The organism is Mesorhizobium sp. M0522, from assembly GCF_040321085.1.
Lineage (GTDB): Bacteria > Pseudomonadota > Alphaproteobacteria > Rhizobiales > Rhizobiaceae > Mesorhizobium.
The window spans coordinates 138,187-150,303 of sequence record NZ_JAMYQW010000013.1; the positions used below are offsets into that span (position 1 = coordinate 138,187).

Sequence of the window (12,117 nt, forward strand, 5' to 3'; positions counted from 1 at the left end):
GCGCGCGCAGTATCGCGTAGCCTCGGTCCACAGGATGGAGATCGCCATGACAGCATGCATCGTCGGTTGGGCGCATTCGCGCTTCGGCAAGCTCGAAGGCGAGACGCTGGAGGGCCTGATCACCAAGGTGGCAGTCGAGGCGCTCGATCATGCCGGCATCGGTCCGGATGACGTCGACGAGATCGTGCTCGGCCACTTCAACGCCGGGTTTTCCGGCCAGGATTTCACCGCGAGCCTGGTCCTTCAGGCCGACGACCGGCTGCGCTTCAAGCCGGCGACCCGCGTCGAGAACGCCTGCGCCACCGGCTCGGCGGCGGTCAGGCAAGGCATCCGCGCCATCGACGCCAATGCCGCCCGTATCGTGCTGGTGGTCGGCGCCGAGCAGATGACGACGACGCCCGGTCCCGAGATCGGCAAGAACCTCCTCAAGGCCTCGTATCTGCCGGAGGACGGTGACACGCCGGCAGGCTTCGCTGGCGTCTTCGGCAAGATCGCCCAAGCCTATTTCCAGCGCTACGGCGACCAGTCGGATGCGCTGGCGATGATTGCCGCCAAGAACCACAAGAACGGCGTCGACAATCCCTACGCGCAGATGCGCAAGGATTTCGGCTACGAGTTCTGCAGGCAGGAAAGCGAAAAAAACCCCTTCGTCGCCGGTCCGCTGAAGCGCACAGACTGCTCGCTGGTGTCGGACGGTGCCGCCGCGCTTGTCCTTGCCGACACGGCCACGGCGCTGAAGATGCGCCGCGCCGTCGCCTTCCGCGCCAATGAGCATGTGCAGGATTTCCTGCCGATGTCGAAGCGCGACATTCTCGCCTTCGAAGGCTGCGAGCAGGCGTGGAACCAGGCGCTGAAGCAGGCGGGCGTGACGCTCGGCGACCTGTCCTTCGTCGAGACGCATGACTGTTTCACCATCGCCGAACTGATCGAGTATGAGGCGATGGGCCTGGCCAAGCCGGGCGAAGGCGCCAAGCTGGCCCTGGACGGCGAGACGGCGAAAGATGGAAGGCTGCCGGTCAATCCGTCGGGCGGGCTGAAGGCCAAGGGCCACCCGATCGGTGCCACCGGCGTATCGATGCATGTGCTGAGCGCCATGCAGCTTGTCGGCGAGGCGGGCGGCATCCAGGTGCCGGGAGCAAAACTCGGCGGCATCTTCAACATGGGTGGTGCCGCGGTCGCCAACTACGTTTCCATTCTCGACCGGATCAGATAAACCCGCCCGCATTGCGGGAGGTGACATGGCAAATCCGGTTCTGGTCGAAGTCTTGCGCGGCGCAATCGTCGAGAGTGCCCATCGCGGCGCTGTTGCCGTCTTCGACGCCGACGGCAAGCCTGTCTGGGAGATCGGCGACACGGCACAGCCGGTGTTCCCGCGCTCGGCGGTCAAGGCGATCCAGGCGTTGCCGCTGGTCGAGAGCGGCGCTGCCGATGCCTACGGCTTCGGTGACCGGGAGCTGGCGCTGGCCTGCGCCTCCCATTCCGGCGAGCCGCCGCATGTCGAGCTGGCGCGCGCCATGCTGGCGAAAGCCGGCCTCGACGAGACGGCACTCGAATGCGGCGCGCACTGGCCGTCGAGCCACGGGGCGACGCTGGCGCTCGCGCGCGCCGGCCGTGCGCCGAACACCTTGCACAACAATTGTTCCGGCAAGCACTCAGGCTTCCTATGCACCTGCGTTCACAGCGGCATCGCCCATCGTGGTTACGTCAAGGCTGGCCATGCTTCGCAGGAGATGGTGCGCGAAGCGATGCAGGCGGTGACCGGTGCTGCCCATGACGCCGATCACCGCGGCACCGACGGCTGCTCGATTCCGACCTATGCCGTGCCGTTGCGCAGCTTTGCGCTTGGCTTTGCTCGCATGGCGACAGGTGCCGGCTTCGAGCCGGTGCGCGCCCGGGCGGCGAAGCGGCTGCTTTCTGCCTGCATGGCCGAGCCGTTTTTCGTCGCCGGCACGGGCAGGCCCGATGTAGCGATGATGGAGGCCGCGCCGGGCGGGATTTTCGTCAAGGGAGGCGCCGAAGGTGTTTTTTGCGCCGCCCTTCCGGAGCTCGGCCTTGGCATTGCGCTGAAATGCGACGATGGCGCCGGCCGCGCCGCTGAAGTGATGGTCGCGGCCGTGCTGGCAAAGCTGCTGCACGCCGACCAGGCGCTCGCTGCGAAATTGATCGAACAGGCAAATCCGCCCATCGAAAGCCGGATCGGTGCCAAAGTCGGCGCGCTCCGGCCGACGGCCACCCTCAACTGACGTGGTTGCGCTCGACGGTCAAATGCGCGTAGCCGGCATTGCCTGATGCGGCGAGGTCGCCGGTCACCGGCTCGGCCCAGCGTTGGCCGACGATCGCGCCGTTCTGGACTCCGTCGATGACATTGTCGGAGATGATTGCCGTCCCGGCACCTTCGACCACGGTCACGACGATGCCGGTCCCCGCCTTGCGGATGACGTTTCCCGTGGCGACCACATTGCGCATGAACGGTCCCCAGCCGATCTGCATGCCGTAGAGCGGTGCATTCTCGACGACATTGCCGGAAACTGTGGTGTCTGCCTCGACGCTGATGCCGACGCCGAAGCCGGGCGCGTCGGCAGGGTAGGGGCCGCTGGTCGGCAGGTTGCGGACGACGTTGCCGGAGCAGACGCCCATGCGCCCACCTTCGTTGAAATTGACGATCGAAATACCGTTCGCAGCACCATCGACGATGTTGTTGCCGATGATCGCCCCTTCGAACGAGAATTCGGAATACACGGCCGTCTCGCCCGAACGCGAGCAGGTGTTGCCGGTGATCTGCAAATTGCTGGCACTGTTGGCGCGGACCGCCGAGAACGCGCAATCCGAGACAATATTGCCGGAGATAATGACGTTGCCGGCGCGGAAGGCATTGATGCCGTTGCCGTTCTGGCCGGTTCCGCCGCCGCGCGCCTGGATGCGTTCGATCCGGTTGCCGCTGACGATGGTGCCGTCTTCCGCTGCCCGCCAGCGGTGCACGAGGATGCCGCCATTGGCGCAGTCGGAGACGCTATTGCCTGATATTTCCAGGCCATCGGCCTCGACCGAATAGATGCCGGCATCGGCCGCACCGGATATCTCCGAGCGCTGGATGCGGCCCGAGGCGTGTTCGAGCGCCAGACCGTTCTTGCCGCTGCCGGTCATCTGTCAGTTGTCGACGACCAGATGGGCGATGCGGCGCAGATCGAGCAGGCCTTGCGTGTAGTCGCCCATCCAGCGGTTGCTGCCATCGAACACCAGCCCGCTGAGTTCGATATGCTCGGCCCGTTCGGCCATGATGAGATGGCCATTGCCGCCATAGACGATCCGCGATGCGCCCGGCACGCCGGACAGGCGCACCCGTCCGGGCAGCGACAGGTTGGAAACGATATAGGTCCCCGGCGGCAGGAACACCGGCATGTCGCGGTCGTGCGCATCGCGCAGCAGCTTGGCGAAAGCCTTGCTCTGATCGTCTAGCGCGCCGGGCCGGACGCCGCGCTCGGTCGCGTTGATCGCGCCACGCATTGCGGCTTTCTCGATGCCGGGAAGGTTTTTCGCCGCTGCCTTGCCGAGCGAAAGCCGCATGACGGCAAAGCCGGCGGTCTGCGCAAGCAGCGTTCTTCTGTTCAACATCGGCACAGATCCCTTGCGTTCAACGGCCACGCCGCAGGATTCGTGCCAGACTAGCCCGGTCGAACTCGTGGTGAAAATCTGACGCTTGGCCCCTATTCGATCCTCGTTGGCTCAGCGATCACCGCATTTACCCCGTTGAAGGCAAGTTGCAGGAATGTCTGGTCGATCTCCGCGGGAGACAGCTTCGTATCCCTCTCAAGCCACCAGTGCATCACTTCAAAGAACGCGCCAACGATGAAGCGTGTGGCGATCTCAAGTCTGACTCCGCCTTCATCACCTTGGATATTCGCCAACTCATGGCGAACCTGCCTGCTTATCCAGCCGCGGATCTCTTCTGGCATTTCGCGCTTTTTCCCGCCCATCAGCGCACGGTGCATCTCCCGCGTGGCAAGAGCATGCTCGAACACCGGACCGCTGAAGGAAAAGCCCTTGGCATTTCTCTGCGAATGGCGTTCGGCACCACGTGCCTGCAAGCCCTTCATATGCTCGTCGATCGTTGCTTTCCTCAAGTAGTCCTTGTCGGGATAGTGCGTGTAGAAAGTCGAGCGGCCGACATCGGCTTCCCTGCAGATGTCCTCGACCGTGATCGCCGTATATCCCTTCTCGGCGGTCAATCTGAAAAGCGCCTGCTGCAGTCGGCTGCGGGTCCTGGCGACCCGACGGTCGATCGGTCCGGCTGGCATCGGCAACATCCTTTTCCGGCCAAAGGACACCAAATCGTCCAGTATTGGGCGCGTCGGTGCGATGTGGCCAGTAAAACTGATACTGGACACACTGTCCAGTATCCTATGCTCTTGCGGAAGGCCCAGCGCGATGCCCGGCTGGCCGGAGATAAAGCAATGCACCAACATCTTTTCGGAACAATAGTCAGAGGGCATGCGTTAGTCGCGCTCGTCAAAGTGGCCGTGGTGCTCGCGGCATTTTTCTCGTTGGGACAGGCAAATGCGGTCTTTTCCTTGGGAGTTCCCGTCCTCCTGCTTCATGCTGGTGCACTCGTCGTAGTCGCGAGCTTATTGATATGGCAAAGCGCTCACGGGCGGCTGTCCGCCAAGGACCGCAGACCGGCCGCCGGCGAGGAGAAGGCGCTGCATGTCGGCATCACGCTTCATTCCGCCGCCCTGTACGATATGCTGGCGTGGCTTCTGACCTTCGGTCGCGAACGTGCTTTTCGCGAAAGGATATTAAGCTTTGCGGAGCTGAAACCGGGAGAAGTGGTCCTGGATGTCGGGTGCGGCACCGGCACCACCGCGCTCCTTGCCAGACAAAAAGTGGCGCCGGAGGGGCGCGTGCACGGCGTCGACGCCTCCGCCGAAATGGTTGCGCGCGCGACGGCAAAGGCCCGGCGAGCCGGGCTACAAGTCGGGTTCTCGACCGCCACCGCTCAGGAACTGCCTTTCAAGGATGGGGAATTTGATGTCGTCCTCAGCACGCTGATGTTCCACCATCTTCCAAAGAAGGGCCGCGAGGAATTCGGCAGAGAGGCCTTCCGCGTCCTGAGGCCGGGCGGTCGTGTGCTTATCGTCGATTTTGCAAAACCGCCGCGCCGGAAGAGCACCTTTCGGCTCCACCGGCATGGTTACGTCGATTTGGACAAAGTTGCAGCGGATCTCGGCCGGCACGGCTTCAATATCGTTGAGCAAGGCGACGTCGGAACCAAGGGGCTCCGCTATCTAATTGCGCAGCCGGACCCCAAGCGGCTGTTAAACGTCGGGTATTGAACCCAGATTTCCGTCACCATCCTCTTCTTCAGCAATGGCTTGTGGAGTCGTCGCGCCGGGCCTAAGTTCGTCGGATGAGCAGGGCCTTCACCCGCGAGGAAGACAGCGAAAACGCCATTGCCGGCATCGGCGAGCGGCCGATCAGCCATCACCGCAATCTGGTCACGGAACGCGGCATGGCGCTGATCGATGCGGAGGTGGCCGCCCTGCGCGACGAACTGGGCAGAGCCGAAAAGAGGGCCGACCGCGAGCGCATCGCGCTGGTCTCGCGCGATCTCCGCTATTGGACGGCGCGGCGGGAAAGCGCCGAGCTTTCCGTGCCGGAACCGGGCAGCGACCTGGTTCGCTTCGGCATGGGCGTCACACTGGAAAGCGACGACGGAAAGAAGGTGCACTGGAAGATCGTCGGCGAGGACGAAGCCAATCCGGGCAAAGGGACAATTTCCCATATGTCGCCGATGGCGATGGCGCTGTTCGGCAAGAAGATCGGCGAAATTGCCGTGGTCAACGGCAAGGAATGGGAGATCGTCAAGCTCTCCGACAGTTAGTCTTCGAGCTTGACGACATGATCGCGGAAGAACGCCGCGGCACCAGCTTCGTCGATTTCGCCGGCGGCGACGCCCATGACGAATTCGTAAAGCATGCCGTCATTGGCCGTCAGGGCATAACCATTCACAATCAGAAATGCGCCGGCAGCGACAATGGCCGTGCGTTTGTTGCCGTCGACAAAGGCATGATTTCTGGCAATGCCGAAGACATAGGCGGCTGCGAGTTCCTCAACCGACGGGTCTCCGTAGTTGGCCTTGTTTTCGGCGCGAGCGAGCGCCGATTCGAGGGCATTTTCATCCCTCACGCCTTGTGCTCCGCCGTGTCGGCGCAACTGCTCCGCGTGCATCGCTTCGATTGCACGCCGCGTCAGAAACTCCCAGCTCATTCGGCGAGCTTCTGAAGCGCGACCTTGTATTTATCCATGACCTCGCGGGCAGCTTTCATTTGCCGCTCGAAGCTGTCGTCCACCGGCTTCAGCGCAAGACCGTCACCTGTTTCAATGATTTGAAGCTGGTCGCCGGCCTTCAGGTTCAGACGATCGAGAAGCTCCCTCGGCAGGATCACGCCTTCGGAATTGCCGATCTTGCGAATGGTCGTGTTCATGGTGAGGCATCCTGTTGCAACGCTGATTATAACTCAGCGTGTTTCTCGTTACAACAGACATTATAACAAAGCGTCAGCCGGCCTGCAGCAGCCGGTCCATCAGCCGGTCCGCCGCTTCCGGGATGACCGTGCCGGGCGGGAAGATTTCAGTGGCGCCTGCCTGCCGGACTGCGTCGTAATCCTGCGGTGGAATAACGCCGCCGGCGACGATCAGCATGTCGTCGCGGCCCAACTTCTTCAGTGCAAGCCTGAGTTCGGGAATCAGCGTCAAATGGCCTGCTGCCAGCGACGAGGCGCCGACGATGTGCGCGTCATGCTCGACCGCCAGCCTGGCGATCTCGTCCGGAGTCTGGAACATCGGCCCGACGGTGACGTCGAAGCCTAGGTCGGCAAAGGCGGTGGCGATCACTTTCTGGCCGCGATCATGGCCGTCTTGCCCCATCTTGGCGACCAGAATGCGCGGCTTGCCGCCGGACTTCTCCTCGAACGCGACGATCTTGTCCTGCAGCCGGTCGACCACCGGATTGTCGCCGAGCGCGTTGCGATAGACGCCGGAGATCGTCTGCACCGAGGCGACATGGCGGCCGAAAACCTTTTCCAGCGCCAGCGAAATCTCGCCGACCGTGGCGTTGGCGCGTGCGGCCCGGATGGCGAATTCCAGCAGGTTTGCGTTACTCCCGGCAGCACGGGTAAGCGCATCGAGCGCGCTCTCGACGGCGGCGACGTCACGCGTGCCTTTCAGCCGCTGCAGCTTCGACAATTGCCGCGCCCTGACTTCGGCATTGTCGATCTTCAGCACGTCGACTTCGATGTCCGTGCCGGGACGGTGAGCATTGACACCGACCACGATCTGTTCGCCGGAATCGATGCGCGCCTGGGTGCGCGCGGCAGCCTCTTCGATGCGCAGCTTCGGTAGGCCCTTTTCGATCGCCGCGGCCATGCCGCCGAGGCTCTCGACCTCCTCGATATGCGCAAGCGCACGCGCCGCCAGATCATGCGTCAGCCGTTCGACATAGGCGGAGCCGCCCCACGGGTCGATGATGCGCGTCGTGCCGGATTCCTTCTGCAGGATGAGCTGTGTGTTGCGGGCGATGCGGGCCGAATGGTCGGTCGGCAGCGCCATTGCCTCGTCGAAGGAATTGGTGTGCAGCGACTGCGTATGGCCTTGAGTGGCGGCCATCGCCTCGATCATGGTGCGGATGATGTTGTTGTAGGGATCCTGCGCCGTCAGCGACCAGCCCGAAGTCTGGCAATGGGTGCGCAGCGACAGCGAGCGCTCGTCCTTCGGCGAAAAGTTCTTCAGCATCAGGCTGGCCCACAAAAGGCGCGCTGCTCTCAGCTTGGCGACTTCCATGAAGAAATTCATGCCGATCGCCCAGAAGAAGGAAAGGCGCGGCGCGAAACGGTCGATGTCGAGGCCGGCCGCGACGCCGGCGCGGGCATATTCGATGCCGTCTGCAATCGTGTAGGCGAGCTCGAGATCCGCCGTCGCTCCCGCCTCCTGCATGTGATAGCCGGAGATCGAGATCGAATTGAACTTCGGCATGTGCTTCGACGTGTAGGAAAAAATGTCCGACACGATCCGCATCGAAGGTTTTGGCGGATAGATGTAGGTGTTGCGCACCATGAACTCTTTCAGGATGTCGTTCTGAATGGTCCCGGTGAGGTCCTTCTGCGCGACGCCCTGTTCCTCCGCCGCGACGATATAGAGCGCCATGATCGGCAGCACCGCGCCGTTCATCGTCATCGATACCGTCATCTCGTTAAGCGGGATGCCGTCGAACAGCTGGCGCATGTCGAGAATGGAATCGATGGCGACGCCGGCCATGCCGACATCGCCGGCGACGCGCGGATGGTCGCTGTCGTAGCCGCGGTGCGTGGCGAGATCGAAGGCGACCGACAGGCCCTTCTGGCCGGCGGCAAGGTTGCGACGGTAGAAGGCGTTGGACTCTTCGGCCGTCGAGAAGCCGGCATATTGCCGGATCGTCCAGGGTTGCTGGACATACATCGTCGGATAGGGGCCGCGCACGAAAGGCGTGAGGCCTGGATAGGTATCGAGATGTGGCAAGCCCTTGAGATCGCCCTGGTTGTAGAGATGCTTGACGGCGATGCCTTCCGGCGTCATCCGCTGGCCTTTGATCTCGACCGGCGCCCGCCGGGGCGGCGACCAGGCGATCTGGCTGAAATCCGGGATCATGGCACGGCTCCGATCGACTGATCGATGCGGATCGGAAATAGCGGCTCGCATACTGCAACGCCTTCGGTGAAGGCAGGCCGCCGCTCCGCCGCCAGCGTCTCGACCGGACGCTCGGTCTTCGACGGGTGCAGCGTCGTGCCGACGATCGCGCGTTCGCCCGCCTGGTAGGCTGCGTTGCGGCGGGCGGAAGCTGCTTGGACGCGCCTCTGGATGTGGCCTTGCTCAAGGCTGGTCAGCACGCCGCCTTCCGCCTCGATCTGCTGGAACTCTTGCCAGGCCGCGGCGCAGAGCTCCGCAGTCAGCGCTTCGACGGCGCCCGAACCGCAAACCGGATCGGCGACGTGGTCGATATGGCTTTCATTGGCCATGATCAGCTGCGCGTTGCGGGCAACGCGGCGGGCAAAGCCCGCGGGCAGGCCGTGCGCGATCGTGTGCGGCAGGATGGCGATCGAATCCGCGCCGCCGGCGGCAGCGGCAAAAGCGGCAATGGTGGTGCGCAGGATGTTGGTTTCCGGATCGGCCGCCGTCATCATCCGGAAGGATGTTTCGGCATGGATGCTGGCGGTGGAGGGCGGTATCGAGCAGGCCTCCTGGACACGCGCCCACAGCCTGCGCAACGCCCTGACCTTGGCCGTCGAAACGAACTGGTCCTGGTCGACGCTCAGCGCAAAACCGATATGCGGCGCCGCGTAGACGAGCGGCTGGCGCGCCTTCTCGAACAGCCTCAGATAGGAGACGGCCGAGGCGAGCATGGTGCCAAGCTCCTGCGCCTCGCTGGCGCCGGCATTGTGGAATACCCGCCCGTCGGCCTCCAGCAGCACGCCGGGCACACCCATCGAAAAGAAATGCGCCAGCGACTGCGGCATCGAAGCCTGCAAAGCCTCGATCGACATGCGCAGCCTGCCGGTCCCGGCAAAGATCGCCGCCGGATCGATGCCGAAGGAGAGGTTGAGCTTTGCCGGGTCGGAACGGCGCTTGGTCAAAAACGCCACCAGCCAATCGGCCACGGCGCGGCTCCAGGGATGGGCGTCGATGCGGATCTGGATGCGGTTGAGCGGCACGCCGTCGAGAACGGTCTCCAGCGCCTCCGCCGTCCTCGGCAAGCCATAGCCGAAGGCGTTCGGCGCACCCTCGAAGACAAGCGACAGTCCGGTGGCACCCTGCGCGACGTCTTCCAGCGCCTGCGCACTGGCGCGGCCTATGTCCGGATCGTCGATGCGCTGGCTGACGATCCACGGTGATCCCGGGTTGGCGCGCACGACAGGCTCGGCGGTTACCGAACGCTCGTAGAGCGGCTCGATGCGGATGGCGTCGTCCGTATGCGAGACGAGCTTTTCCTCGAAGGACCCGCCGGCCAGCGCCTTCTCCGCCAGCGCCAGCCATCGTTGCCGGTCGACGTTCGGAAGTTCGGCATCCTGGGTCAAGGCACCGGCGCCCATCGGTTCTCCTCGTTCTAGCGGCCGCAGCGGCCGACTATGTCAGTCTACGGTCCCCGGCCCGATATCACAATGCAGCACACATGCCGTGCAACACGCCTTCCGTGATGGTGACCGTCAACCGATTGCCAAACATGGGCAGGTTCCGCAAGCTCCAAAAGCCATTTTCGACAACGCCCATTGTCGCTGCGCAATGGCCTCACTATACCTGCGGCGGGGCTCCCTTTTCTTCAAGGGATCAGGGCATTCAACCCTATAGGTTTGCGGAGACCGGACACATGGCCGACGATACCAGTATCTTCATAGGGGCCAGCCGCAAGCCGGACGACAGCTATCAGCGGCCCGAACAGCTTTTGCTGCAGTATGGCAATCGTCACGGCCTGGTCACCGGCGCGACCGGCACCGGCAAGACGGTGACCCTGCAGATATTGGCCGAGGGTTTCTCCAATGCCGGCGTGCCGGCTTTCTGCGCCGACATCAAGGGCGACCTGTCGGGTATCGCCATGATGGGCACAGCGCAGGATTTCCTGGTCAAGCGGGCCGAGCAGGTCAAGCTCGATCCCTATGAATTCCAGGAATTCCCGGTCATCTTCTGGGATCTGTTCGGCGAGCAGGGCCACCCGATCCGCGCCACCATCTCGGAGATGGGGCCGCTGCTTCTGTCGCGGCTGATGAACCTTTCCGAGGCACAGGAAGGCATCATGAACATCGCCTTCCGCATCGCCGACGAGGAAGGCCTTCTGCTGCTCGATTTGAAGGACCTGCAGTCACTGCTGGCCAATATCGCCGACCGCGCCGAAGAGATCGGCGCCCGCTACGGCAATGTGACGAAGCCTTCGGTCGGCGCGATCCAGCGCACGCTGCTGGTCCTGGAGCAGCAGGGCGCTGCCAATTTCTTCGGCGAGCCGGCATTGCGGATATCCGACATCATGCGCACCACGCGCGATGGACGCGGCGCCATCAGCGTGCTCGCCGCCGACAAGCTGATGATGAATCCCAGGCTCTATGCGACGTTCCTTCTGTGGCTGATGTCGGAACTGTTCGAGGAACTGCCGGAAGTCGGCGACCCGGACAAGCCGAAGCTGGTCTTTTTCTTCGACGAGGCACACCTTCTGTTCGACGACGCCCCGAAGGTGCTGGTCGACCGCGTCGAACAGGTGGTCCGGCTGATCCGTTCGAAGGGCGTCGGCGTTTATTTCGTCACGCAAAATCCGCTGGATATACCTGAAACGGTGCTGGCCCAGCTCGGCAACCGGGTGCAGCACGCACTCCGTGCCTATACGCCGCGCGAACAGAAGGCCGTCAGGACGGCGGCCGAGACGTTCAGGCCCAATCCCGATTTCGACTGCGCGACCGTGATCACGCAGCTCGGCACCGGCGAGGCGCTGGTCTCGACGCTGGAAGCCAAGGGCGTGCCCTCCATGGTGCAGCGAACGCTGATCCGCCCGCCGTCCTCGCGGCTTGGCCCGATCACGCCCGAAGAGCGCCGCAAGCTGATCAATGAGAGCCCGGTTGCGGGACAGTACGACCAGACCGTCGATCGCGAATCGGCTTTCGAGATCCTGCAGAAAAAGGCTAAGGACGCCCAGGAGGCACAGGCGCAGCAACAGGACGCAGGCCGTTCGCGCTGGACTATTCCCGGCTTCGGCAATGACGATCCCCAGCCGACCGGCGGCCGCCGCGCGCCGCGCCCCTCCAACCGCCAGACGGTGGCGGAGGCGGCGATCAAATCAGTCGTGCGCTCGGTCGGGTCGTCGGTCGGACGGGCGATCGTCCGCGGGATTTTGGGGAGCTTGTCCAGGGGCAGGTGAGGGGGCATCGGACCCGAAGGCGGGCGTCGGTGTTGGTAATTCTGTCTTACACATCAAGCGCCAGTAGCCAGATCTGGAGGACAGCGGACGGCGGCTATGCGCCAGGGAACGAACCCGCTCGCGGGAGGGGCGCGGGGTTTGAGGCGTGAGCTTCGTTGGCAGCGTCGGTGAGGCTTTAATCGATCAGGGGT

General features: G+C 63.5%; 10 protein-coding genes and 1 pseudogene. 5 read left to right on the top strand and 6 right to left on the bottom strand.

The window, feature by feature from the left end; translation table 11 throughout:
* Nucleotides 1–46 precede the first annotated feature (46 nt).
* Nucleotides 47–1,213 (top strand): acetyl-CoA acetyltransferase, encoded by a 1,167-nt coding sequence (locus NKI58_RS16700; RefSeq protein ID WP_352826685.1) that lies wholly within the window; start codon nucleotides 47–49, stop codon nucleotides 1,211–1,213.
* A gap of 25 nt (nucleotides 1,214–1,238) precedes the next feature.
* Nucleotides 1,239–2,243, top strand: a complete 1,005-nt coding sequence (locus NKI58_RS16705) for an asparaginase (RefSeq protein ID WP_352826683.1) — start codon at nucleotides 1,239–1,241, stop codon at nucleotides 2,241–2,243.
* Here the strand turns inward: NKI58_RS16705 and NKI58_RS16710 are convergent.
* Nucleotides 2,236–3,612, bottom strand: a pseudogene (locus NKI58_RS16710) (TIGR03808 family TAT-translocated repetitive protein). The gene NKI58_RS16705 and the pseudogene NKI58_RS16710 overlap by 8 nt on opposite strands.
* Before the next feature lie 92 nt (nucleotides 3,613–3,704).
* The gene (locus tag NKI58_RS16715) at nucleotides 3,705–4,490 is read right to left on the bottom strand and encodes a TetR/AcrR family transcriptional regulator (RefSeq protein WP_352826681.1); all 786 of its coding nucleotides are present in this window, start codon (nucleotides 4,488–4,490) and stop codon (nucleotides 3,705–3,707) included.
* On the opposite strand from NKI58_RS16715, the gene NKI58_RS16720 reads away from it, so the two are divergent.
* Both NKI58_RS16720 and NKI58_RS16725 read left to right on the top strand, forming a co-directional pair.
* Nucleotides 4,452–5,330 carry a class I SAM-dependent methyltransferase gene (locus tag NKI58_RS16720; RefSeq protein WP_352826679.1) on the top strand — a complete coding sequence of 293 codons (879 nt, stop codon included), beginning with the start codon at nucleotides 4,452–4,454 and terminating at the stop codon, nucleotides 5,328–5,330. The genes NKI58_RS16715 and NKI58_RS16720 overlap by 39 nt on opposite strands.
* A 74-nt stretch (nucleotides 5,331–5,404) precedes the next feature.
* Nucleotides 5,405–5,878 (top strand): GreA/GreB family elongation factor, encoded by a 474-nt coding sequence (locus NKI58_RS16725; RefSeq protein ID WP_352449075.1) that lies wholly within the window; start codon nucleotides 5,405–5,407, stop codon nucleotides 5,876–5,878.
* Here NKI58_RS16725 and NKI58_RS16730 read toward each other — a convergent pair.
* The 4 genes from NKI58_RS16730 to NKI58_RS16745 form a co-directional block, all read right to left on the bottom strand.
* Nucleotides 5,875–6,264 (bottom strand): type II toxin-antitoxin system death-on-curing family toxin, encoded by a 390-nt coding sequence (locus NKI58_RS16730; protein WP_352826677.1) that lies wholly within the window; start codon nucleotides 6,262–6,264, stop codon nucleotides 5,875–5,877. The two genes, NKI58_RS16725 and NKI58_RS16730, sit on opposite strands and share 4 nt — an antisense overlap.
* Nucleotides 6,261–6,482, bottom strand: a complete 222-nt coding sequence (locus tag NKI58_RS16735) for an AbrB/MazE/SpoVT family DNA-binding domain-containing protein (protein ID WP_352782374.1) — start codon at nucleotides 6,480–6,482, stop codon at nucleotides 6,261–6,263. Before NKI58_RS16735 ends, NKI58_RS16730 begins: the two co-directional genes overlap by 4 nt.
* A gap of 73 nt (nucleotides 6,483–6,555) precedes the next feature.
* Complete coding sequence (gene scpA / locus NKI58_RS16740) at nucleotides 6,556–8,679, bottom strand: methylmalonyl-CoA mutase (RefSeq protein ID WP_352454296.1); 2,124 nt, start codon at nucleotides 8,677–8,679, stop codon at nucleotides 6,556–6,558.
* Nucleotides 8,676–10,118 (bottom strand): methylmalonyl-CoA mutase subunit beta, encoded by a 1,443-nt coding sequence (locus NKI58_RS16745; protein ID WP_352454297.1) that lies wholly within the window; start codon nucleotides 10,116–10,118, stop codon nucleotides 8,676–8,678. The genes scpA and NKI58_RS16745 overlap by 4 nt, the downstream gene beginning before the upstream one ends.
* A 275-nt stretch (nucleotides 10,119–10,393) precedes the next feature.
* On the opposite strand from NKI58_RS16745, the gene NKI58_RS16750 reads away from it, so the two are divergent.
* Complete coding sequence (locus NKI58_RS16750; RefSeq protein WP_352454298.1) at nucleotides 10,394–11,926, top strand: helicase HerA-like C-terminal domain-containing protein; 1,533 nt, start codon at nucleotides 10,394–10,396, stop codon at nucleotides 11,924–11,926.
* Nucleotides 11,927–12,117: the final 191 nt, after the last annotated feature.

Bases quoted from the DNA above. Each gene is read 5' to 3' on its own strand.
- NKI58_RS16700 (WP_352826685.1), top strand. From the start codon at position 47: ATGACAGCATGCATCGTCGGTTGGGCGCATTCGCGCTTCGGCAAGCTC.
- NKI58_RS16705 (WP_352826683.1), top strand. From the start codon at position 1,239: ATGGCAAATCCGGTTCTGGTCGAAGTCTTGCGCGGCGCAATCGTCGAG.
- NKI58_RS16720 (WP_352826679.1), top strand. From the start codon at position 4,452: ATGCACCAACATCTTTTCGGAACAATAGTCAGAGGGCATGCGTTAGTC.
- NKI58_RS16715 (WP_352826681.1), bottom strand. From the start codon at position 4,490: ATGCCCTCTGACTATTGTTCCGAAAAGATGTTGGTGCATTGCTTTATC.
- NKI58_RS16725 (WP_352449075.1), top strand. From the start codon at position 5,405: ATGAGCAGGGCCTTCACCCGCGAGGAAGACAGCGAAAACGCCATTGCC.
- NKI58_RS16730 (WP_352826677.1), bottom strand. From the start codon at position 6,264: ATGAGCTGGGAGTTTCTGACGCGGCGTGCAATCGAAGCGATGCACGCG.
- NKI58_RS16735 (WP_352782374.1), bottom strand. From the start codon at position 6,482: ATGAACACGACCATTCGCAAGATCGGCAATTCCGAAGGCGTGATCCTG.
- scpA (WP_352454296.1), bottom strand. From the start codon at position 8,679: ATGATCCCGGATTTCAGCCAGATCGCCTGGTCGCCGCCCCGGCGGGCG.
- NKI58_RS16745 (WP_352454297.1), bottom strand. From the start codon at position 10,118: ATGGGCGCCGGTGCCTTGACCCAGGATGCCGAACTTCCGAACGTCGAC.
- NKI58_RS16750 (WP_352454298.1), top strand. From the start codon at position 10,394: ATGGCCGACGATACCAGTATCTTCATAGGGGCCAGCCGCAAGCCGGAC.